Annotated in this window: 22 protein-coding genes and 1 pseudogene; 8 read left to right on the top strand and 15 right to left on the bottom strand. The window is 74.2% G+C overall.

Translation table 11 applies throughout. The annotated features are described in order from the left end of the window. Positions 1-65: 65 nt before the first annotated feature. From ABZT03_RS10025 to zapE, 11 genes and pseudogenes are all read right to left on the bottom strand, one after another. Positions 66-761 carry a peptidyl-tRNA hydrolase gene (locus ABZT03_RS10025; RefSeq protein WP_356036119.1) on the bottom strand — a complete coding sequence of 232 codons (696 nt, stop codon included), beginning with the start codon at positions 759-761 and terminating at the stop codon, positions 66-68. A gap of 47 nt (positions 762-808) precedes the next feature. Further along, entirely contained in the window at positions 809-997 is a 189-nt protein-coding gene (locus tag ABZT03_RS10020) for a hypothetical protein (protein WP_356036116.1), read from the bottom strand. A gap of 18 nt (positions 998-1,015) precedes the next feature. Next, a complete protein-coding gene (locus tag ABZT03_RS10015; protein WP_356036113.1) occupies positions 1,016-1,855 on the bottom strand; it encodes a polysaccharide deacetylase family protein in 840 nt (279 codons plus the stop codon). A 70-nt stretch (positions 1,856-1,925) separates the two neighbouring features. After that, positions 1,926-3,449: an FAD-dependent oxidoreductase gene (locus ABZT03_RS10010; protein WP_356036110.1), complete on the bottom strand. Its 1,524-nt coding sequence runs from the start codon at positions 3,447-3,449 to the stop codon at positions 1,926-1,928. Continuing rightward, a pseudogene (locus tag ABZT03_RS10005) lies at positions 3,446-4,237 on the bottom strand (polyphosphate kinase 2 family protein); the annotation flags it as partial. The gene ABZT03_RS10010 and the pseudogene ABZT03_RS10005, both read right to left, overlap by 4 nt. A gap of 199 nt (positions 4,238-4,436) precedes the next feature. Further along, positions 4,437-4,571 (bottom strand): hypothetical protein, encoded by a 135-nt coding sequence (locus ABZT03_RS10000; RefSeq protein WP_356036108.1) that lies wholly within the window; start codon positions 4,569-4,571, stop codon positions 4,437-4,439. 113 nt (positions 4,572-4,684) lie between these two features. Continuing rightward, positions 4,685-5,461 carry a slipin family protein gene (locus ABZT03_RS09995; protein ID WP_356036105.1) on the bottom strand — a complete coding sequence of 259 codons (777 nt, stop codon included), beginning with the start codon at positions 5,459-5,461 and terminating at the stop codon, positions 4,685-4,687. A 111-nt stretch (positions 5,462-5,572) separates the two neighbouring features. Then, positions 5,573-7,075 (bottom strand): SulP family inorganic anion transporter, encoded by a 1,503-nt coding sequence (locus ABZT03_RS09990; RefSeq protein ID WP_356036102.1) that lies wholly within the window; start codon positions 7,073-7,075, stop codon positions 5,573-5,575. Positions 7,076-7,083: 8 nt separating this feature from the next. Continuing rightward, positions 7,084-7,662, bottom strand: coding sequence for a carbonic anhydrase (locus tag ABZT03_RS09985; protein WP_356036099.1), 579 nt, complete (start codon positions 7,660-7,662; stop codon positions 7,084-7,086). Between the two features lie 86 nt (positions 7,663-7,748). Continuing rightward, positions 7,749-8,141, bottom strand: coding sequence for a hypothetical protein (locus ABZT03_RS09980; protein WP_356036097.1), 393 nt, complete (start codon positions 8,139-8,141; stop codon positions 7,749-7,751). A gap of 193 nt (positions 8,142-8,334) precedes the next feature. Next, positions 8,335-9,453, bottom strand: a complete 1,119-nt coding sequence (gene zapE / locus ABZT03_RS09975; protein ID WP_356036094.1) for a cell division protein ZapE — start codon at positions 9,451-9,453, stop codon at positions 8,335-8,337. Between the two features lie 37 nt (positions 9,454-9,490). On the opposite strand from zapE, the gene ABZT03_RS09970 reads away from it, so the two are divergent. The 4 genes from ABZT03_RS09970 to msrB all read left to right on the top strand — a co-directional run bounded on the left by ABZT03_RS09970 (position 9,491) and on the right by msrB (position 13,134). Next, entirely contained in the window at positions 9,491-10,306 is an 816-nt protein-coding gene (locus tag ABZT03_RS09970; RefSeq protein ID WP_356036091.1) for a pyrimidine reductase family protein, read from the top strand. A gap of 193 nt (positions 10,307-10,499) precedes the next feature. Beyond that, a complete protein-coding gene (locus tag ABZT03_RS09965) occupies positions 10,500-10,973 on the top strand; it encodes an indole-3-glycerol phosphate synthase (protein WP_356036088.1) in 474 nt (157 codons plus the stop codon). A 348-nt stretch (positions 10,974-11,321) separates the two neighbouring features. Next, on the top strand, positions 11,322-12,713 hold the full coding sequence (gene murC, locus ABZT03_RS09960) for a UDP-N-acetylmuramate--L-alanine ligase (RefSeq protein WP_356036085.1): 1,392 nt from the start codon (positions 11,322-11,324) through the stop codon (positions 12,711-12,713). 13 nt (positions 12,714-12,726) lie between these two features. Then, positions 12,727-13,134 carry a peptide-methionine (R)-S-oxide reductase MsrB gene (gene msrB, locus ABZT03_RS09955; RefSeq protein ID WP_356036082.1) on the top strand — a complete coding sequence of 136 codons (408 nt, stop codon included), beginning with the start codon at positions 12,727-12,729 and terminating at the stop codon, positions 13,132-13,134. A 9-nt stretch (positions 13,135-13,143) separates the two neighbouring features. On the opposite strand, the gene ABZT03_RS09950 is transcribed toward msrB, so the two are convergent. Genes ABZT03_RS09950 through ABZT03_RS09935 form a run of 4 tightly spaced genes read right to left on the bottom strand, consistent with a single transcriptional unit; the run spans position 13,144 to position 18,294 of the window. After that, complete coding sequence (locus ABZT03_RS09950; protein WP_356036079.1) at positions 13,144-14,448, bottom strand: alpha-glucoside ABC transporter substrate-binding protein; 1,305 nt, start codon at positions 14,446-14,448, stop codon at positions 13,144-13,146. After that, positions 14,445-14,645: a hypothetical protein gene (locus ABZT03_RS09945; RefSeq protein ID WP_356036076.1), complete on the bottom strand. Its 201-nt coding sequence runs from the start codon at positions 14,643-14,645 to the stop codon at positions 14,445-14,447. The genes ABZT03_RS09950 and ABZT03_RS09945 overlap by 4 nt, the downstream gene beginning before the upstream one ends. Next, complete coding sequence (locus ABZT03_RS09940) at positions 14,642-15,997, bottom strand: hypothetical protein (RefSeq protein ID WP_356036073.1); 1,356 nt, start codon at positions 15,995-15,997, stop codon at positions 14,642-14,644. Before ABZT03_RS09940 ends, ABZT03_RS09945 begins: the two co-directional genes overlap by 4 nt. Beyond that, positions 15,994-18,294: a tetratricopeptide repeat protein gene (locus tag ABZT03_RS09935; protein WP_356036071.1), complete on the bottom strand. Its 2,301-nt coding sequence runs from the start codon at positions 18,292-18,294 to the stop codon at positions 15,994-15,996. The genes ABZT03_RS09940 and ABZT03_RS09935 overlap by 4 nt, the downstream gene beginning before the upstream one ends. Before the next feature lie 204 nt (positions 18,295-18,498). On the opposite strand from ABZT03_RS09935, the gene ABZT03_RS09930 reads away from it, so the two are divergent. The 4 genes from ABZT03_RS09930 (at position 18,499) to ABZT03_RS09915 (ending at position 22,122) form a co-directional block, all read left to right on the top strand. Then, entirely contained in the window at positions 18,499-19,005 is a 507-nt protein-coding gene (locus ABZT03_RS09930) for a SigE family RNA polymerase sigma factor (protein ID WP_356036069.1), read from the top strand. Between the two features lie 10 nt (positions 19,006-19,015). Continuing rightward, complete coding sequence (locus ABZT03_RS09925) at positions 19,016-19,510, top strand: hypothetical protein (RefSeq protein WP_356036067.1); 495 nt, start codon at positions 19,016-19,018, stop codon at positions 19,508-19,510. A gap of 123 nt (positions 19,511-19,633) precedes the next feature. After that, a complete protein-coding gene (locus tag ABZT03_RS09920; RefSeq protein ID WP_356036065.1) occupies positions 19,634-20,854 on the top strand; it encodes a bifunctional glycosyltransferase family 2/GtrA family protein in 1,221 nt (406 codons plus the stop codon). After that, the gene (locus ABZT03_RS09915) at positions 20,851-22,122 is read left to right on the top strand and encodes a hypothetical protein (RefSeq protein ID WP_356036063.1); all 1,272 of its coding nucleotides are present in this window, start codon (positions 20,851-20,853) and stop codon (positions 22,120-22,122) included. Before ABZT03_RS09920 ends, ABZT03_RS09915 begins: the two co-directional genes overlap by 4 nt. Positions 22,123-22,138: the final 16 nt, after the last annotated feature.

The following is a 22,138-nucleotide window of genomic DNA, read 5'->3' as shown; positions in this document are numbered from 1 at the left end:
GTCCGAGCCGCCGATCGCGACCTGACACGCGCTCACCCGTGCCCGGCCTGCCGCGGAGCACAGCCCTACCGCAGGGCCGGGTGGTCGGCGACGACCGTGCAGGAGCCCGGGGCGATCTCCGTGAAGCCCGCGTCGCGCACCAACGGCAGCCCGGCGGCGGTCAGTTCGGGCCAGCGGGCCGGGTCGGCGGTGCGGACGGCGAGCGGGAAACCGGCGTCGCGCCAGGCGGTCCGCTCCTCGTCCGACAGTTCCCACCAGGCCAGTTGGGCGCCGTGGCCGGCCTGTGCCATCGCCTTGCCCGCGGACATGTCGAGGCCGGGGTTCAGCCACAGCACCGGCGAGGACCCGTCCGTTCCGGCCTGCGGCTCCGGGTCGTCGAGCTCGGTGCCGGAGACCTGGAGCCGGGCCAGGTCCTTCGGCCAGCCGTCCAGCGGCACGGGCGGGAAGACCCGCACCTCCGCCGCCTTGCCCGTCACCGTGATCCCGGGCAGCGCCTCGGCCCGCCGCCACTCGGCGCCCCGGGCCCGCCGTACGACCTTGCGGATCCGCGCGTCCTGCCAGTCCCGCACGACCTGCGCCCACTCGCCCTCACCGGCCGACCGTTCGTCGCTGAGTACGGCCAGCACGGCACGCGCGGCGGTCTCCAGGGCGTCGGTACGGGCGGGCGGCGCGTCGCGTTCGATGCGTACGACCAGGGGCAGGACGAACTGCGGCGCCTCGTCGCGGGCGCCGGACTCCGACTGGAAGGGGCTCTCACTCACGGACGCAGGCTACTTGACCCGCGGGGGGGCCACGGCGGGCCGGTGGCTCACCCCGAGCAGGCCGTGCGCTGGGCCTCCTGCCACGCGCAGACGGGGCACAGGGTGATCCCCCGGTGGGACTCCGGGTACTCCGTCGGCTTCCGGCACAGCACGCATTCCGCGTACGGCGGCCCGTCCGCCGCGGGCTGCCCGCTCGCGCCGGCCGGGCCGGGGGTGTCCTCGCCGTTCTCGCTCATCCCCCCAGGGTAGGCCGGTCAGTGCCGCCCGCCCGCGGCCCCGATCAGCTGGGACACCCTGACGAACCGGAAGCCCCGCGCGCGCAGTGCGGGCACGACGGTCCGCACCGCCCGCTCGGTCACCGGGGCGGCGCTGCGGGTGCAGTGCATGACCACCACCGAGCCCGGCCGTACGCCGTCCAGCACCTGCCGGGCCACGGCACCCGCGTCCGTCGCGAACGCGTCCCCGCTCACCACGTCCCACTGCACCGCGGTCACGCCGGTCGAGGTCAGCGCCTTCAGGGCCCGCCGGTCGTAGCAACCGCCGGGGAAGCGGAAGTACGGCATCGCGTCGGGCACCCCGGCCCTGCGGAAGGCGGCGTACGCGCGCTCGACGTCCTCGCGCATCCGGCCCTCGGACACCGTCGGCAGGCCGTAGCAGTCACCGGTGAAGGCGTAGTGGCTGTAGGAGTGGTTGGCGACCTCGAAAAGAGGGTCCCGGCCGATGGAACGCGCCTGGATCGGGTACTGCTCGGCCCAGCGTCCCGTCATGAACACCGTGGCCGGTACCTTCAGCGCCCGCAGGGTCGCGATCAGCTGCGGGTTGTCGAAGCGTTCGCCCTTCGCGGCCCGGGGGCCCTCGGCGGCGGTCATGTCGGCGTCGAAGGTGAGGGCGACCGTTCTGCCCGGCGTCCGGCGGCCGTTCGTGAAGACGGGGGTGAGCCCCGCCGGTCCGGGGGCCAGGGTGGGGGGCCGGGAGGCGGGGGCGGGGACGGAGGGGGCCGGAGGGGCGGGGTGCGGGGCGCGGGCGGTGCCGCAGGCGGTGAGGGCGGCGCTCAGGGCGCAGACGGCGGCGACACGTCGTACAAGAGGGATCACCCGAAAAACGTAGGGTGATTTGTCCTATATGAGGGTGAACGTGGCGGGAGTGCGCGCCGGAGTCACCCGCTCAGATGTCCCGCCGGTCCAGCGGCCGGGTGGCCGGTCCCTGCACAACCTTGCCGTCGGTGTCGAAACGGGAGCCGTGGCAGGGGCACTCCCAGGCCCGTTCGGCGGCGTTGAACGCCACGAGGCAGCCCAGGTGGGTGCAGCGCGCGGACAGGGCGTGCAGTTCACCCTCGTCGTCCCGGTACACCGCGAGCCGGTCGGCGCCCGCGCGGACGACGGCCCCGCAGCCCGGCTCGATCCCCTCCACCGGCTCGGCGGGCCGCAGCCGGTCGCCGACGAAGTGGCGGGCCACCTTCGCCTGGTTCATCAGGAACGACGGCGCCTCGCGCACGGCCGACCGCAGCCGGCGCGGGTCGTACAGCTCGCTCCACGCGCACTGCTCGCCGGTGATCAGGGCGGTGAGCAGCCGGCCCGCCATGATGCCGCCGCTCATGCCCCAGCCGCCGAACCCGGTGGCGACGAAGGCGTGACGGGCACCCGGATGCAGCGGGCCGACCAGCGGCACGGTGTCGGTGGGGTCGTTGTCCTGGGTGGCCCAGGCGTACGTCAGGTCGACGCCCGGGAAGTGCTCGGTGGCCCAGGCGCGGAGGCGGTCGAAGCGGGCCGGGGTGTCGCCCGTGCCGGGCGTGAAGTGCTCCCCGGTGACGACGAGGAGCCGCTGCCCGTCGGTGCCGTACGGTGCGGTCCGCACCGAGCGGGTGCCCTCCTCCGGCGTGATGTACATGCCGTCCGGGTCCTGGTCGGCGGCGACCGTCCCGGCCACCACCAGCTCCCGGCGCGGGGACAGGCGGGTGAACAGCAGGGCGCGGTCGAAGACGGGGTAGTGCGTGGCGACCACGACGTCCCGGGCGGTCACCGTCGCGCCCGTCGCGGTCGACAGCCGGCACGGCTCGCCCTCCTCCAGGCCCAGCACCGTGGTGTTCTCGAACACCCGCCCGCCGTGCGCGAGGAGGTCGGCGGTGAGGGCCAGCAGGTACTTGCGGGGGTGGAACTGGGCCTGCCCGGTGACCCTGACCGCGCCCGCCACGGGGAACGGCAGCCCGGTGTCCGTGGTGAAGGTCGCCGCCAGTCCCGCCGCCCGGGCCGCCCTGGCCTCCGCCTTGACCTCGTCCAGCCGGGACGCGTCGCGGACGTAGGTGTAGGCGCTCCTGCGCTCCCAGTCGCAGTCGATGCCGAGTTCGTCGACGAGCGCGGCCGCGTGCTCGACGGCCTCGTTCTGCGAGCGGGCGTACAGCCGCGCTCCCTCCGGGCCGCGGGTGCGGCGCAGCCGGTCGTAGACGAGCGTGTGCAGCGCGGTGAGCTTGGCGGTGGTGTGGCCGGTGACGCCGGCCGCGACGCGTCCGGCCTCCAGCACCGCGACGCTCCGCCCGGCGCGGGCCAGCTCCCGGGCCGTGCTCAGTCCGGCGATGCCGGCGCCGATCACGGCCACGTCGACGTCCAGGTCCTCGTCCAGCGCGGGGTGCGGGTCGCCGCCGGGAGCGGTCTCCAGCCAGTACGAGCCGTTGACGTGCGCGTTCTCGGTCATGGCCGCCGGGTACCCCGCCCCGCGGGGTTCAGTGTCCCCGTGTGATCCCCGGGCCCGCAGGGACGGAGACCTCGGTCCCCGAGCAGCAGCGCGCGGTACCGGGCCACGTCGAGGTCGGTTTTCGGACACCTCGGGTCCGGCGCGGTCAGATGGTCGAGGAGGAGCCTGCCGACCGCCTGGTTCCGGTACCACTTGTGGTCGGCGGGGATCAGGTACCAGCGGGCGGACGGCGTGGAGCACAGCTCCAGGGCCGGCGTGTACGCCTCCTGGTGGGCGGGCCACAGTGAGCGGTCCGCCGCGTCGCCGGGGCTGAATTTCCACCGCTTGCGCGGCTTGTCGAGGCGCTTGAGCAGCGGCGCCGCTGCTCCTCGTAGGAGAGGTGCGGGAAGCACTTGACCAGGGTGACGCCGTCGTCGCCGAGGGACTGCTCGAAGTCGTTGATCTCGTCGTGGCGGCAGTTGATCTCGTGGCGCGGGGCGAGGCTGTACCCGGGCGGCGAGCACGTCCTCGTAGGGGGAGCGGTCGAAGACGCCGGTCTCACCGGGCTCCGGAAGCCACTAGCGCACCCGCCGCAGGAACGGGTGCGCCCGCTCCTCGGGTGTGAGGGCCCGGAACGCCCTCACGCGGCAGCCGGACGGGTCGAGCCGGCCGACGACGTGCCTGACCGTGCCGCCCTAGCCGCTGTCCATGCCCTGGAGGATCAGCAGGACCCGCCGCCGGTCCCCCGCGGTGCTCGCCGCGAACAGACGTCCCTGCGGCCCGGCCAGCGCCTCCCCGATCCGGGCGGTGCCGGCGAGCTAGTGCCGTGACTGGAAGGGTTTGCCGGGAAGCTCGCGGCGTCCGGTGCGGTGCATCGCAAGGCGGAGCATCGCCCGCGTGCTGGATGTACTCGGGTGATGCGACAACGCGGCGTGGGGGTACCCCCGGCCGAAGGCTGGGGGAGCCGTGCCGGGCGTCGCGAGCCGGTGAACCTTTCCGGTCACGGCACTAGACGGCCTTGCCGCCCGGCGCGCCCGGAGTGGCCGCTGGGTCGTACGCGCCCGGGTCGGGCCGCTCGCCCCCCGGCACCCGCAGCAGCTCCCGCAGGTCCCCGGCCTGCTTCTTCGACGCCTTCCCGGCCATGCGGCGCTCCTTGTGGGCCGGCCCCTCGCACGCGCTCCGGACGAGCCGTGTCGCCGGAGTGCACGGCCGGACCGCCCCGCGTCGGGCGGCCCGGCCGTGCACCCGTGGGACGGTCACCGCTCGTGCGGGTGCTCCTGGGCCCGCTCCAGGAAACGCAGGAGTTCCACCGGGAAGGGCAGCACGAGGGTGGAGTTCTTCTCGGCGGCGACCGCCACCACCGTCTGCAGCAGCCGCAGTTGCAGCGCGGCCGGCTGTTCCGACATCTGCGCGGCGGCCTCGGCGAGCTTCTTGGACGCCTGGAGTTCGGCGTCCGCGTTGATGATCCGGGCCCGCCGCTCCCGGTCGGCCTCCGCCTGCCGGGCCATGGACCGCTTCATCGACTCCGGCAGCGACACGTCCTTGATCTCCACCCGGTCGATCTGCACCCCCCAGCCGATCGCTGGACTGTCGATCATCAGCTCCAGGCCCTGGTTGAGTTTCTCCCGGTTGGACAGCAGGTCGTCCAGGTCGCTCTTGCCGATGATGGACCGCAGCGAGGTCTGCGCCATCTGCGAGACCGCGAACCGGTAGTCCTCGACCCGGACGATCGCGTTCGTCGGATCGACGACCTTGAAGTAGACGACCGCGTCCACCCGCACCGTGACGTTGTCGCGGGTGATGCCCTCCTGGGCGGGGATGGGCAGCGTGACGATCTGCATGTTCACCTTGCGCAGCCGCTCGACCCCCGGGATCACCGTGGTCAGGCCCGGCGAGCGCGCCTCACCGACGACCCGCCCGAGCCGGAACACCACCCCGCGCTCGTACTGCTTCACGACCCGCGCCGCCGCCGCGGCGTACACCACGCCCGCGGAACCCACCGCCACGGCCGCCACCACCAGCTCCTGGAGCATGTCGCCCCCCTCTGCGAGAGGACCGTTCTGTGTCGTATGTCTGCTTTTTCAACGATATGCCCGGCGGCCGGTCCCGGGCCACGTCCGGCCCGGGACCGGCCACCCCGTGCGCTATCCGGCGGTGACCCGCACCGCCTCCGGGCCGGCCGCCGAGCGGACCCCTCCCGCCTCGAGCGAGGCCGACACGTGCGGGAGCCGCTCGGACCAGCTCTCCAGCGCCGTACGGCAGGCGTGGTCGAGATGGTGCAGACCCGACAGGTCCAGCTCGACGGGACGGTCCTGGGGCAGCGCCTCCAGAGCGTCGAGGATCTTCGGCAGCCGCAGGAAGGTCGCGTTGCCCGACAGGTACGCCTGGACGGGACCCGCGCCCTTGTCCACGACCTCCAGCCGGACGTGCGAGGCATCCCAGGCGGTCTTGGCGACCGCCAGCGCGAGTCCGATGAGCACACCCTCGAACATGCTGACCGCCACGATCGACACGGCTGTGACGACCAGGATCAGCGCCTCACCGCGGTGCTCGCGCCACAGTGACACGATCTGTCGCAGGGGGACGAGCTTGGCGCCGGAGTACACCAGGATGCCCGCCAGGGCCGGCACCGGGATGAGCCCGAGGACCTCCGGCAGCAGGGCCGCGAACAGCAGCAGCCACAGGCCGTGCAGCACCCGGGAGGCCTTCGTGCGGGCGCCCGCCTGGACGTTGGCCGCGCTGCGCACGATCACCGCGGTCATCGGCAGCGCGCCGAGCAGACCGCAGAGCGCGTTGCCCGTGCCCTGCGCGACCAGCTCACGGTCGTAGCGGGTGCGCGGGCCGTCGTGCAGCCGGTCCACCGCGGCCGCGCTGAACAGCGACTCGGCCGACGCGATGAGGGTGAACGCGACGATCGTGCCGAGCAGGCCGATCTCCGCGAGCCCGCCGAACGCGTCCAGGGACGGCGGCTGCACCGACGCCAGCAGGCCCTTCACCTCCACGGTGGCCACCGGCAGGGAGAACGCCAGGGTCGCGAGCGTCGCGAGGGCGACCGCCGCGAGCGGTCCGGGCAGGGTGCGCAACCGCTTCGGCGCGCGCTTCCACAGCACGAGCACGGCGATGGTGCCCGCGCCGAGCCCGAGCGAGGCCAGGGCGCCCGGGTCCCCGGCCGCGTCGGCGAGCGCTGCGGGCAGCCCGGCTATCTTCGCCGGGCCGGATGCGGGCGCCTTCGCGTCCGCCATCGAGTAGAGCTGCCCGGCGATGAGCACGAGCCCGATGCCGGCCAGCATGCCCTCGACGACGGAGACCGAGATGGCCCGGAACCAGCGGCCGAGCTTCAGGGCGCCCATCAGGATCTGCAGGGCGCCCGTCGACAGCACGATCACCCCGAGCGCGGGCAGGCCGTACTCCCGGACGGCCTCGAAGACCAGCACGGTCAGCCCGGCCGCCGGCCCCGACACCTGGAGGCTGCTGCCCCGCATGAGCCCGGTGACGACACCGCCCACGATGCCGGTGACCAGGCCGAGTTCGGCCGGCACCCCGGAGGCGACGGCCACGCCGACGCACAGGGGCAGCGCGACCAGGAAGACGACGAGGGAGGCGGCGAAGTCCTGCCGCAGATGAGGGAAGCGGGTGCGTATGTCCATGGCGGCGCTCACAGCGCGCGGAAGGTGTCGCAGGCCACGTCGTGCGTCAGGACGGACCCCGTGTGTACCTCGTAGTACCAGCCGTGCAGGGTCAGTCGCCCCTCCGTCACCCTCTTGTCGACGAACGGGTAGGAGCGCAGCCGCAGCAACTGTGCCAGGACGTGGCTCTGCACGCCCTCGGCGACGGCCGGGTCCTCGGCCGCGCCGGCCGGCCGGGGACCGGCGTGGGTGAGCCAGTCCCGCACGGCGGGAACGGCGGTCAGGTCGTCGCCGCGGACCAGGGCGCCGACCGCTCCGCAGTGCGAGTGCCCGCAGACGACGATGTCGCGGACGCCCAGCACCTCCACGGCGTACTCGATGGTGGCGGCCTCGCCGGTGGGGTGCGTGGAGGCGTACGGCGGGACGATGTTGCCCGCGGTGCGCAGCTCGAAGAGCTCGCCGGGGCGGGCGCCCGTGATCAGGGCCGGGACGACCCGGGAGTCGGAGCAGGTGATGAACAGGGCCTGGGGGGACTGGCCTTCGGCCAGCCGGGCGAACTCCTCAGGGCGCTGTCCGAAGGTGCGGGCGTTGTCGATGAGGGGCTGCATGGGGAACTCCTCCTGGCGCGCACGGGGCGCGTCGGGCTTGCACGACGAAGTGGGGGGAACCGCGGGGGTGTCGGCAGTGCTCGCCGTCAGCAGCGGAAGACCTGGAGAACGGCCGGGGAGCGGTCCGGCACGGATCTCGGGGCGCTGCGCGCGGCGGAGGTGAGCGGTTCGCGCGGGGCGGCCGGGTCCCGCGCGGGGAACGCGCGCTCGGGCACCTCGGGCGCGAGGTCTGCGGCTCGGTGCCGGTCGCGGGTGCGCAGGGGACCGGCCGGGCCGCCGGTGTGGTCGCAGTGGCGGTGCGTGACCGTCTCGGTGCGCGGCGCGGTGTCCGGGAGCGCGGTTCCGGGCAGGGCCTTGGCCTCTGCCTGACGCGTCGTGTGCGCGGTTGCGAAGGAAGGGGTGGGAGTGAAGAGGGGGAGCGCGAGCAGGACGGCGGAGAGGACCGCCAGCACGGTCCGGACCGTCGTACCTCGGAACATGCGCCCCCTTCCCGGCCGTTCACACCTCTTGTCCAGACCAACACCTGGTCAATGAATGGTCAAGAAACACGGTAACCCCGCGAAGTTGTTTGCAGGGTTAACGCAACGTTTCCGATGGAAGTGCGCCCGAATCTGCCCGCCCGGTGGCGCGAACCCGACGCCTCTCAGGTCGCCCCGGCGGTCGCGGTGGCGCTCAGACGCCCTCGACGAGTCCCCTGGCGTCGCGGGCCAGCGCGGTGAGCCGGGAGATCGCCCTGAAGTACTTCTTGCGGTAGCCGCCGTTCAGCATCTCCTCGCTGAACAGCCGGTCGAAGGGCTGTCCCGAGGCCAGCACGGGGACTTCACGGTCGTAGAGACGGTCCGCGAGGACGACGAGCCGCAGGGCCGTCGACTGGTCCGGCACCGGCTGGACGTCGGTCAGGCAGACGGCCGTCAGACCGTCGGTCAGGGCGCCGTAACGGCTGGGGTGGACCTTGGCGAGGTGCTCGATCAGCCGCGGGAAGTCGTCGAGCGAGGCGCCCGCGGTGGCGTGCGCCGCCTTCGTCACCTCGGCGTCGGAGTACGGCGCCGGCGCCTCGGGCAGGCCGCGGTGGCGGTAGTCCTCGCCGTCGATGCGCAGCGCGCGGAAGTGCGCGGACAGGCCCTGGATCTCCCGCAGGAAGTCGGCGGACGCGAACCGGCCCTCACCGAGCTTGCCGGGCAGCGTGTTGGAGGTGGCCGCGAGCGCCACACCCGCCTCGACGAGCCGGCCCAGCAGGGTCGACACCAGGACCGTGTCCCCGGGGTCGTCCAGCTCGAACTCGTCGATGCACAGCAGGCGGTGGCCCGACAGGGTGCGGACCGTCTGCTGGAAACCGAGGGCGCCGACGAGGTTGGTGAGCTCCACGAAGGTGCCGAACGCCTTCAGTGCGGGCTCGGCCGGGGTGGCGTGCCACAGGGACGCCAGCAGATGGGTCTTGCCGACGCCGTAGCCGCCGTCGAGGTAGACGCCCCGGGGGCCGGCCGGGGTCTTCGGGGCCTTGCTCCTGCCGAAACCGAACAGCCCGCGCCGTACCGAACCGGCACCGCTCGCGTGCGCTCCGCCGAGCCCGGCGGCGAACCCCTCCAGGACCCGGACCGCCTCGGTCTGGCTCGGCTGGTTCGGGTCGGGGACGTAGGTGTCGAAGCGCACCGCGTCGAACCGCGGCGGCGGCACCATCTCGGCGACCAGCCGCTCCGCGGGGACGTGCGGCGCGCGGGCGCACAGGGACAGCGGGGCCGCGTCAGCTATGGGGCTGGTCCCGGAGGCGGCGGAGGACGAGGAGGACGACACGGTTCACCATGCTAAGGGTCGTGCCAGACTGCACGGCATGCGACGCCTGTTCCCTGTGACCGACGAAACAGCAGCCCAGGTCTCCGGCGGGGGCCCGGGGGAGGGCGAATCCGCTGCGGCGGGGCACGAGTGGAGCCTGGCCGAACTCGCCGCCGCCTACGCCTATCCGGAGCCCTCCGAGGACGGCCCGGGAGCCTGGCTGCGGGCCAACATGGTCGCCACCCTCGACGGCGCCGCCCAGCACGACGGCCGCTCGCAGCCCATCTCCACCCCGACCGACATGCGGATCTTCGGCACGCTGCGGGCGCTCGCGGACGTCGTGGTCGTCGGCGCGGAGACGGTACGGCAGGAGGGGTACCGTCCGGCCCGCGCGCGGGCCGAGTTCGCGGCGTCGCGGGAGGCCGCCGGGCAGGGGCCCGCACCGGTGATCGCGGTGGTCAGCGCGCGTCTCGACCTGGACTTCTCGCTCCCGCTGTTCACCTCGCCGCTCGTGCCCACCCTGGTCCTCACGGGCGCCGCGGCACCCCCCGACCGGATCGCCGCCGCCGAGAAGGCCGGTGCCGGGGTGGTGATCGCCGGGGACGGCGCCGGCGTGGACCCGGTCCGTGCCGTACGGGCGCTCGCGGGGCTCGGGCACACCCGGCTGCTGACCGAGGGCGGCCCGCGGCTGCTCGGGCAGTGGGTGGCCGCCGGGGTCCTCGACGAGCTGTGCCTGACCCTCGCCCCGATGCTCACCGCGGGCGACGCGCAGCGGATCGCGGGCGGGCCCTCGGTCGCGGTCCCGCGGCGGTTCGTACTGGCGTCCCTGCTGGAGGAGGAGGGTTTCCTGTTCAGCAGGTACCGGCGGTCGTGAGGCCGGACAGCGGTTCGAAGGGCGGCAATGATCCCGAAGTCGGCGGAATGTGCCGTTCCGCTTCCTCTCCGACAGGCACACTGAATCACGCAGACCCCGTGGGATCACGGGGAAGGATGGTTTCCGCAGGGGCTGACGCGGTACGGCCCACGCAGGACAGAGGGCCACGGCCCTCGCAGAAGAAGGGGCGCTGGTGTTCACAAGCGTTTTGATGATCGAGAAGGCCCTGACGTCCGCGGACGTGGAGTTCGTCACCACCTTGCACGGCGACGAGCCGGTCGCCTTCCAGGTGCTGCTCCAGCCGCGCGGCGACCAGGCCGACCGCCTGCTGCGCGCCATCGACGACGTCGCGCTGGGCGAGATCGACGAGGCCGCCCGGGAGGGCGAGACGCCGGAGGGGGACGAGGCGAAGAAGCCGGCGCAGCAGGCGCTTGACGTGTCGCTGATGGCGCTGCACGCCTCCGGCAGCGAGGCGCGGGGGCGGCTGATCGAGGATCATCCGCTCGACGCGCTGAAGTCTCTTGTGGAGGAGTCGGGGGCGGACGAGGTGATCGTCCTGACGGATCCCCACTATGTGGAGGAGTTCTTCCATCGTGACTGGGCTTCTCGGGCTCGGCACAAGGTGGGGGTGCCGGTGTTGAAGCTGTTCTCGCACAGCAAGGAGTAGGGGGTGGGGGGTGCGCCTGTGGCTGCTGACTGTCCGGTGGGTGCGGGTTGGTGGGGGCGTCTTGCGCAGTTCCCCGCGCCCCTGATGCGCAGTTCCCCGCGCCCCTGAGGGGGTGGGGGTGCGGCCTGTCGGGTGGGTGGCGGTTGGTCGTGGCTTGGCGCGCAGTTCCCCGCGCCCCTGCGGGGGTGGGGGCCGTCTCCGTTGCTCGCGTCCCTGTCGCTCGGTGTGCCGGGTGTCGGGCTCCTGAGGGGGCCGGGGGTGGGGGGTGGGGGCAGGCCCTAGGCTGGGGGTGGCGTTCCTGTGAGAGGGCGCTGCTCATCGTCGTACCGGATCTTGGGGAGACAACGCATGGCACCCGGCCTTCCTGCCGCCATGGACCGACCGCACTTCATCGGCATCGGCGGGGCCGGGATGTCGGGCATCGCCAAGATCCTCGCGCAGCGCGGGGCGCAGGTCGCGGGCAGTGACGCGAAGGACTCCGAGACCGCCGGCGCCCTGCGCGCGCTGGGCGCGACGGTGCACGTCGGGCATGCCCCGGAGCACCTCGCCGGCGACGCCAGCTGCGTCGTCGTGTCGTCGGCGATCCGCAAGGACAACCCGGAGCTGGCCCGGGCCGCCGAGCTGGGCATCCCGGTCGTCCACCGCTCGGACGCGCTCGCCGCCCTGATGGACGGTCTGCGGCCGATCGCGGTCGCCGGCACCCACGGCAAGACCACGACCACCTCGATGCTGGCGGTGTCGCTCGGCGCACTGGGCCTCGAGCCGTCGTACGCCATCGGCGGCGACCTCGACGCGCCCGGCTCCAACGCCCTGCACGGCGAGGGCGAGATCTTCGTGGCCGAGGCGGACGAATCGGACCGCAGCTTCCACAAGTACACGCCCGAGGTGGCGATCGTGCTCAACGTGGAACTCGACCACCACGCCAACTACGCCTCGATGGACGAGATCTACGAGTCCTTCGAGACCTTCGTGGACCGCATCACCGACGGCGGCACGCTGGTGATCGCCGCCGACCAGCAGGGCGCGCGCGAACTGACCCGCCGCGTCACGGCACGCGACGTGCGGGTGGTGACCTACGGCGAGTCCGAGGACGCCGAGGTCCGCATCCTGTCGGTGGTCGCGCAGGGGCTGAAGAGCCAGGTCACCGTCGTCCTCGACGGCACCGAGCTCACCTTCACCGTCTCCGTCCCCGGCCGCCACTACGCGCACAACGCGGTGGCCGCGCTGGCGGCCGGCGTGGCGCTGGGCGTCCCCGCCGCGGAACTGGCCCCCGCGCTGGCCGCGTACACCGGCGTGAAGCGTCGCCTCCAGCTGAAGGGCGAGGCGGCAGGCGTCCAGGTCATCGACTCCTACGCCCACCACCCCACGGAGATGACCGCGGACCTGGAGGCGATGCGCGCGGCGGCGGGCGACGCCCGGATCCTCGTCGTCTTCCAGCCGCACCTGTTCTCCCGGACGCAGGAGCTCGGCAAGGAGATGGGCGAGGCCCTGGCGCTCGCCGACGCCTCGGTGGTCCTCGACATCTACCCGGCCCGCGAGGACCCGCTGCCCCGCGTCACCAGCGCCCTGATCGTCGACGCGGCGCGGGCCGCCGGCGCCGACGTGACACCGGTCCACGACAAGGCGGGCGTGCCGGCGGTCGTCGCGGGAATGGCGAAGGCCGGTGATCTCGTTCTCACCATGGGAGCGGGCGACGTCACCGACCTCGGCCCGCGGATTCTTGACCAGCTGTCTGAGTGAGGGGCTGAGGTTCATGTCGTACGACGTCGAAAAGCCGGACGAGCAGTGGCGCGAGGAGCTGACGCCGGCGGAGTACGCCGTCCTGCGGCAGGCGGCCACGGAACCCGCCTTCACCGGCGAGTACACCGACACCAAGGCGACCGGCGTCTACTCCTGCCGGGCCTGCGGCGCCGAACTGTTCACCTCCACCACGAAGTTCGACTCGCACTGCGGCTGGCCGTCCTTCTACGACCCGAAGGACACCGACGCCGTCGAGCTCATCCAGGACCGGACTCACGGAATGGTGCGGACCGAGGTGCGCTGCGCGCGCTGCGGCTCACACCTCGGGCACGTGTTCGAGGGTGAGGGGTATGCGACGCCGACGGACCAGCGGTACTGCATCAACTCCGTCTCGCTGCGGCTGACGCCTGACGAGAGCTGAGCGGGACGGTCACCCGCCGGGACTCGCGCAGATGTCCTCGGGTGGCCGGAACGTGCGGTCGTCGGCCCAGTCGGCCTCGGCCCGCACCCGTACGGCGTCCAACTCGCGCAGCAGGGAAGCCAGTCGGTGCGGGGTGCGGTCCCGGAAGAACTCCAGGACCGCGCGGTGGAAGGCGTCCCGCAGCTCCGGCGGCATCACGTCCGAGGCGTCGAAGCAGAGGGTGCGGGCCCGGGAGTGCAGCAGCGAGTCGATCTCCCGCTCGGCCGGGTTCGCGGGCGCGGGCGGCGCGAGGCCGGTCGTGCCGGGGAACAGGGGGCGGACCGCCGGGTCGGCCTTGGCCCGCCAGCGCTCCCGACCGGCCGGGCTGGACAGCCGTTCCACCAGTTCCTGGGCCGCCGGGTCGGCGCTGAAGACGGCCGCCATGTCGCCCGCGACCTCGAACGAGTCGCGGTACTCGGCCTTCCCGTCGAGGAACCGGGCCGACGGCTCCACCCGGACGTCGTCGCCCGCGTACACGTACCGGATGAAGGCGCTCTGGTGCTCGTGCGTGCAGTCGAGACCGGAGTCGAGCAGCCCGCTCGGCCGGCCGGCGGCGGACGTGCCCTCGAACGAGGTGGTGAGCGAGCGCTCCACCGAGGCCGCCGAGCGGGTGCCGAGCAGCCGCGCCCAGGTCGTCCAGGCCCGCTCGACGGCCGGGGTGCGCCAGCCGAGCCGGCCGGTGGCCCACTGCGCGTACCGGGCGGGACCGGCCTGGTGGAGCAGGATGTCCTCGATCCAGTCGGTGCCGGGCCAGCCCGAGGTGGCCTGCGAGGCGAGCCCCACGCACCACACCGGGACGTCGTCCGGGCCGTCCGGGGTGGCCTTCTTGCTCCACACCAGGCTCTTCAGGTCGACCTTCAGCGGAACCCAGTAGGTGCGCCGGCCGCCGTCGACCAGCAGCGTCGGCGCCCACGGCGGGTAGGCGCGCGAGGCGGTCTCCTCGGCGAGGGGCTTCAGCCGGCCGCGGCGGGCGTACTCGGTGAGTTCCCCGACGCTGTTGAGGATCGCCACGTCGGGCGGGTCGTCGGCCTCCAGCTGTGAGACGAGCGTCTCGCGCAGCGAACGGGTGCCCTCGTAGGTGTACGTCCGGCCGGTCCCGTCGTCGAGCCCCGCCAGGGCGGCTTCGAACGCGTCACCCTCCGCGCCGGTCCACGGGCCCAGGACCACCAGCGGGGCCGGCGCGCGCGAGGCGCAGCCCGGCACGAGCGCGAGCAGACAGGCCGCGACCAGCGCCCGCAGGGCGCGGTGGACGCCGTGGCGCGGTCGGGTGTTCATGAGACGGCTCCGGGGCGGGTCACGGTGAGGTATTCGCGGCGGTAGCCGTGCAGGGCGGCGGCGGCAAGGCCCGCCGGGAACACCCAGGGGGCGGTCCCGTCGAGGAGGGCCGGCCGGTCGTCGGCGAGCGTGTCGTCCAGGTGCCGGCCCGGCGCCCGCAGGGCGCGGTGGACGCCGTGGTGCGGTCGGGGCCTCATGAGACGGCTCCGGGGCGGGTCACGGTGAGGTATTCGCGGCGGTAGCCGTGCAGGGCGCCGGCGATCAGGGCGGCGGCGGCCAGGCCCGCCGGGAACACCCAGGGGGCGGTCCCGTCGAGGAGGCCCAGCCGGCCGTCGGCGAGCGTGTCGTCGAGGCGCCGGCCCAGCACCTCCACGGACCAGGGGTCCGGGCCGGCGAACGGGCGCTCCTCGGCGGCCGTCTCCGTCCCGGGCGAGGTCCTGCGGGCCAGCGCGTCGGCCACCGGACCCGCCGCGGTCTGCGCGTGCTGCGCGAGCAGCGCGTCGGCCGTCAGGGCCGGCACGGCCAGCAGCGGCAGCGCGGCCGCCGCGAGCGGGAGGCTGAGCCGGATGCGGAAGCGGCGCCGGAGGAAGGCCAGGGTGCGCCACAGACCGGCGGCGAGCAGCACCAGGGCGAGCCCGGAGACCACGGCCGCCGCGAGGACGCGCCCACCCCAGGCGGCCCGCTGCGCGAGCCGGTCCCGCAGGCGCCGCTCCAGGCCGGACACCCGGACCACGATCGAGGTCGCGTCCACGGCCGGACCGGCCGCCGGCGGACACGCCGGGTAGCGGTCCCGCCGGTGCGCCGCGGGCACCGGGGTCGAGCACAACATGCTGCGCGCGTACGTCAGTTCGGCGTTCCGCAGCACCGGGTCGCCCGCGTGGCCCTGGGCCCGGCCGATCCACCCCGTGTAGTCCACGACCAGCGCGGACACCACCCGCAGCTCCTGCTCCTCGGCCACGGTCAGCGCCCCGCCCCGGGTGACCTGGTTCAGGCTCTGCGTGGCCCGCGCCACCCGGGTCCGGTACCGCTCGCCGAGCCCGCCGAGTTCCGCCGAACCGCCCGAGGCGAGCCGCGCCTCCGCTTCGCCCTGGGCGATGAACAGCGAGGCCCGCACGTCGGCCAGGTCCACCAGCGCCGGCGCCAGCCGGTCCCGCACGTACGCCGAGTCGGCCCGCACGTCCGCGTACGCCCAGCCGAACGCCCCGAACCCCACCACGGCGAGCAGCGGCAGCGCGACCAGCCGGTCCCGCAGGTACCCCCGGTTGCGGCGGCCCGAGGCCGACGGCCACGCGTAACGCCCCACCCGGCGGGCCAGTTCGACGGCGACGGCACGGAGCGCGGCGACGGCACGGGCGGTGCGGTCGGGGTGCGGCGGGCGGGCGCGCCGGTCGCCGCCGGTCTCCGCGCCGCCGGTCTCCGCGCCGCCGGTCTCCGCGCCGCCCGTCTCCGCGCCGCCGGTCTCCGCGCCGCCGCCCTCGAAGCCCTCGACCTCCGTGCTGCCGGCCCCCACACCCGTCGCGGCCCCCTCCGGCCGGATGGCCCCGCTCACTCGCCGGCCGCCGGGGTGTCACGGCCCGGTGCGGAGGCGAGCGCGCGCAGTCGGTCGGCGAGTCTTCTGCCGGGCCACGGACCGTCCCTGCGGTGCCGGAAGGCGAGCGGGCGGACCTCGTAGGCCCGGTCCAGCAGCGTCTCGGCGACGGCCGCGTCCTCGGGCGCGGTGGATCGGGCGGCCTGGTGGGCGAGCGCGAGGTACAGGCGGGAGAGGTCCGCGCGCAGGCCCTGTTCGTCGGCGGGCAGACCGAGCCGTACGTCCGCGCCCGCGGCCAGCGCCGCCAGGCCCGGTGCGTCGAGCGCCCCGCGCGCGAGCGTCTCCCGCAGGACCTCCCACACCTCCGTCGTCATCCGGACCCTGGCCTGCTCGTCGGTCAGACCGTGCGCGTGGAAGAGCCGGGCCAGCCGCTCCAGTACGGCCCGCAGCCGCTCGGTCACCCCGTCGGCGGCTCCGGCGGTCCGCACGTGCCCGACCCCGATGCGCACCGCGGCGGTCCGCGCCGCGGTGCGGTGCCGGGAGTGCTGCGGCACCGCGTCGAGCGCCCGTACGGCGTCCTCCCAGGCCCGTTCGCCGCCGAGGGCGAGGCGGGCGCGCACGGCGCCGAACGCCGCGCTGCCCAGCGACGGGTTGCGCAGCCGCACCGCCTCGTGGAACGTCAACGCCTCGTGCCAGCGGCCCAAACGCTCGGCGCAGTGACCGAGGGCGAGCTTCGGCGCGTACTCGCCGGGGATGGCCGCGAACACCCGGTCGAAGTGGAGCCGTGCCGTATCCACCCGGTCGCGGGCGAGCGCGAGCAGCCCGCGGTGCCAGGAGAGCCGCCAGTCGTACGGGGCCCGCCCGGGCCCGATCAGCGCCTCCGCCGACCGCAGTTCGCGCTCGGCCGTGTCCGTGTCGCCGCCGGGCACCCGCAACCGCAGGCGGCAGCGCAGCAGATGGACCTCCGGCGAGTCCTGCCAGTCCCCGGTGTGCTGCAACAGCGCCTCCGGAGCGGCGTCGGCCAGCCTGCTGAGCTCCAGGTGGTGGTCGTCGTAGGGGTCGGGCCGCGGGACCGGCAGGCGGCGGGCGACCTCGACGGGCGACGGTGGCGCGTACACGGCGGGGACCTCGGGCAGGGCCCATCGGGCGAGGGGCGGCGCCGAGCCGAGGGTGCCGTCGAGGGCGTACGGCGACTGGACGAACAACGGTGACGGCTCGAAGGTCTCCGCCCCTGTCCGCAGCGACCGTAACTCGCGGAAGACACCCCGCAGTTGTTCCTCCATCTCCTGCGCGGTGGCGAACCGCTCGGCCTCCTTCGCCCGGGTCGCGCGGTGCAGCACGCGGGCGAGGGAGACCAGGCCGAGTCCCCGGGGCGGGGGCGCCGTCATGGCGTCGCCCGCCGGGTGCGCGGGGGTGCCCGGCGCCTTCGGCCGGGCGAGCGTGTCCAGGGAGCCCAGTTCCGCCAGGTCGGCGGCCGACCGCCCGAGGCCGCTCAGCCGCCGCAGTGTCTCGCCCAGGCTGAACAGGTCGTCCCGGCCGGTGGATTCGCCGTCCCGGCCGACGGTCGGCGCCCGGAACCCGGCCGTGGTGTGGCCGGGGAGGCCGGCCGGGCGGACACTGCCCACATCGATGATCTTCGTGGCGGTGCCGTCGTGCATGACGTTGTCCGGCTTCAGGTCGCCGTACACCTTCGCGGGCCGGTCGGCGTGCAGATGCCCCAGCGCGGCCAGCAGACGCACGCCGTAGGCGAGCACGAACTCGTGGAAGCGGCCGCCGCCGAACTCGTCCGGGTTCACCCGGGCCCGCGCCCGCACCTCCTCCAGGGTGAGCCCGTCGACGTACTCCAGGACCAGGAAGTCCCCGACCTCGGGATGGTGGCCGTAGTTGTAGACCCGGATGAGGTCGTCGTGGCGGAGGTCGACCAGGGCCCGCCGCTCCCGGGCCAGGGCGCCGGCGCCGGCCGCCGCCTGCCGGGGGTGCAGGAACTTGATCGCCACCTCGCGGTGGTCGACCCGCGTGTCCAGGGCCAGATGGACCTCGCCCATCCCGCCGTAGCCCAGCGGCCGGATCAACCGGTACTGCCCGGCGAGGAGTTCACCCGGCGGCAGCGGCGGCCCGCCCGGTTCGGCGCCGCGGGTCACCGCCCGCTCCAGCAGCGTGATGGTGGGCAGCAGCGCCGGGTCGGGGCTCTCCGCCGGGAGTTCCACGTGCGCCGCCCGCAGCACCGGCGGCTGCGCCGCCACCACGAGCGGGCCGAACGACCCGTCGGAGTCCGGCCGTTCACCGGACGTGCCTGTGTCCGCAGCAGCCCCTTCCATGGCACCCCAGGGTAGACGCGCGCGCCGCGAATGACCCCCGTGCCGCAGCGCGGGCTGCCCGGCCCGAGCAGCAGCGTCAGGGCGCCCGGCCGCCTCCCGTCCGCAGGCGGGTGTGACCCGGATCACGGGCGTCGCGCGCATCGTGGCGGTGGGCTCAACGTCTTTTCCCAGGTGTAAGGGGATGCCGAAGCGGGGGCGGTGCGGATGGAGCAGGAACGAGCCGACGGGTTCGACACGTTCGTGGCGGCCCGCTGGTCGGCGTTGTTCCACCTCGCGCGGCTGCTCGTGGGCGGCGACCGGCACCGGGCCGAGGACCTCCTCCAGGAGGCCCTGGTCAAGCTCTGGTTCGTCTGGCCCAGGATCGCCGAGGAGGCCCCGGAGGCGTACGTCCGCAAGGTCCTGGTGCGCGCGGCGGCCCGCTCGGCGCGACGGCGCTGGTGGGGTGAGCGCCCGGTCGAGCAGCTGCCCGACCTCGCGGAGGCGGACGACGTGTCCACCGCGGTCGCCGAACGCTCCCGGCTGGAGGCGGCGCTGGCCCAACTGCCACCGCGACAGCGGGCGGCGGTGGTGCTGCGCTACTACCAGGACCTGCCCGAGAAACAGGTCGCGGAGATGCTGGGGTGCCCGGTGGGCACCGCCCGGTCCCACGCGTCACGCGGCGTGGCACGGCTGCGCCTGATCCTGGCCGACGTCATCGAGCCGGTGGGGTGAAGGGGAGTCCATGGACCACTTCGAGCGCGAGTTGACGCGCATGATGCGCGACTCCCGGGAGCACACCGCCTTCGAGCCGCGGCACCAGCTGCGACTGCGGGCGGACGTGCGGGCCCGCCGCCGTGCCCGCGCGGCCCAGAAGGCCGTCGGCTCCGTCCTCGCCGTCGCGGGACTGGGCATCGGCTTCCTCATGCTGCCGCACGACCGGGTCGAGAACCGGCCGCAGGCCCCCCTGCCCCGGCCCGTGACGAGCCCGGCGTCTCCCAGTCCGACGACCCTGCCGACCCCGGACGCCTCACCCTCCAGGACGACCGGCGCCCCCTCGTCCGGCACCACCGACGTGCCCCCGTCCGGCGCCGAGAGCGACTCCGGAGAGCCCACGGCGCCCACCGCGAACGGGAGTTCGGTCACCGTGGACGCCGAACCGAGCCGGACACTCACCTCGGCGCCCTCCGACACGGCGACGCCGAGCGCGCCACCGACACCGACGACCACGCCTTCCTGAGCGCCCCCGCCGCCACCGGCGGCTTCGGGACGCCCCGCGACCGACCACGACCATGGATGGAACGTGACAAAGACAGGCTTGGCCGCCGCAGTGCCGGCCCCCTCCTCACCGACGGACGATCCGATGGACCGACTGCCGCTCCGCACACCCGTGCCGGCGCACCACCGCGAACCCGTCCTGGACATCGTCGTCCCGGTGTTCAACGAGGAGGCCGACCTGGAACCGAGCGTCCGGCGGCTCCACGCGCACCTGAGCGAGACCTTCCCGTACCCGTTCCGGATCACCGTCGCGGACAACGCCAGCACCGACGCGACCCCGCGCATAGCCGCCCGGCTGGCCGCCGAACTGCCCGGGACGCAGTGGCTGCGGCTGGCCGAGAAGGGGCGCGGCCGGGCGCTGCACGCCGCCTGGTCGGCTTCCCGGGCACCGGTGCTCGCCTATCTCGACGTGGATCTGTCGACCGACCTGACGGCACTGCTGCCGCTGGTCGCCCCGCTCATCTCCGGGCACTCCGACATCGCCATCGGCACCCGCCTGGCCCGCGGCTCCCGAGTCGTGCGCGGCCCCAAGCGGGAGGTCATCTCGCGCTGCTACAACGTCCTGCTGCGCTCCACCCTCGCCGTCGGCTTCTCCGACGCCCAGTGCGGCTTCAAAGCGGTCCGGCGCGATGTCGCCGAACGGCTGCTGCCCCTGGTGAAGGACTCGCAGTGGTTCTTCGACACCGAGCTGCTGGTGATCGCGGAGCGGGCCGGACTGCGCATACACGAGGTGCCGGTCGACTGGACGGACGACCCCGACAGCCGCGTCGACATCCTCTCCACCGCCCTCGCCGACCTGCGCGGCATCGCCAGGATCGGCCGCGCCCTGTCCCGCGGCACCCTCCCGATGGCCGGGCTGAGCCGCGCCGACGCCGACGACACCGCGCGCGGCGGCCTGGCCGGACAACTGCTGCGCTTCGGCGCCGTGGGAGCGGTCAGCACCGTCGGATACGTGCTGCTGTACGCCGCGCTCCGCCCGGTCACCGGCGCGCAGGCGGCCAACGCCCTCGCGCTGCTGGTGTGCGCGATCGCCAACACCGCCGCCAACCGGCGGCTCACCTTCGGGCTGCGGGGCGGTGGCGCGCTGCGCCACCAGGCCAAGGGCCTGCTGGTCTTCCTGGTCGGCCTGGCCCTCACCAGCGGATCACTCGCCGCGCTGCACCGCGCGGCACCCGGCGTCGGGCGCCCCACGGAGGTCGGCGTGCTGGTCGCCGCCAACCTCGCGGCCACCCTCGTGCGCTTCCTGCTCTTCCGCGCCTGGGTGTTCCCCGTCCGGCGCCGGGGGACGGGATCGACGGCCGCATGAACCACGTCGCCACGCAGACCGCCGCCTTCGGCACCGACCCCGACGACGACGCCGCTCTCCCCGGCGCCCGGCAGCACCCCGGCCCGCGGCTGCGCCGTGCGGCCCGGGAGCACCTGCCCGTCCTCGCGCTGTACGGCGTGCTCAAGCTCACCGGCTTCGCCGTCTTCATGTACCTGCTCGACTCCGCCGGGGACTTCCGGAAGAAGAACCCGCGCTTCGGCGGCGGCGCCCACGCCTGGGACGTACTGGCCAGCTGGGACGGCTGGTGGTACCAGCAGATCGCCGAACACGGCTACCACCCCGCGCTCGTCCCGGTCCCCGGCGCCACCGGACTGATCACCCTCGAAGGCAACTCGGCGGCGTTCTTCCCGCTCTACCCGGCCGCGATGCGGCTGGTCTCCGCCTGCACCGGTCTCGGCGTCTACGGCGCCGGGATGCTGGTGTCGATCGTCGCCTCCTTCGTCGCCGCCCTCGGCATCTACGCCGTCACCGCGCACTTCGGCGGTCCGCGGGCCGGGCTCGCCGCGGCCGGACTGTGGGCGGTCTGGCCCGGCTCCGGCACGGAGTGGGCGAACTACTCGGAGTCCCTCTACGTCGCCCTGGCCGTCTGGGCCTGCCACGCCGTCATGAACCACCGCTGGCTCACCGCGGGCACCCTCACCTTCGCCGCCGGCCTCAACCGGCCCACCGCCGGGGCGCTCATCGCCGGGCTCACCGTCGCCGCGCTGCTCGCCCTGTACCGGCGCCAGGACGGCGTCGCCCGCCCGCTCACCGCGATCCTCGTCGCCCCGCTCGGCCTCTTCGGCTACCTGCTGTGGGTCGGCAACCGGATGGGCGACCTCCGCGGCTACTTCGTCCTCCAGGACGGCGCGTGGGCCCACACGTTCGACTACGGCGACCAGACCGGCGACGTCCTCACCTCCGTCGCGGTGGGACGCTTCGACTACCTCTTCGCGTTCCCCTTCGCGGACACGATCGGTGTCGCCGTGGTCCTGCTGGCCGCGCTCCTGGTCCCGCTGCTCCTGGGGCTGCGCCCGCCGGCCGTCCTGACCGTCTACACCCTCCTCACGCTCGCGCTGGTCCTCGGCAGCCAGCAGATCTTCTGCAACGTCTCCCGCTATCTGCTCCCGGCCTTCCCCCTGTTCATCCCGGTCGCCCTCCAACTCCGGCGCCTGCGGCTGCCGATGCTGTGCACCGTGCTCGGCGTCGCGGCCATCGCCTCGGGTTCCTACGCGGGGTACGCGCTCTTCGAACTCGGCGTTCCCTAGAACCGAACGGCCTGCC

This window comes from Streptomyces sp. NPDC005574, from assembly GCF_040605435.1.
In the GTDB taxonomy this organism is placed as follows: Bacteria; Actinomycetota; Actinomycetes; order Streptomycetales; family Streptomycetaceae; genus Streptomyces.
This window is presented reverse-complemented; position numbering and strand designations above follow the sequence as displayed.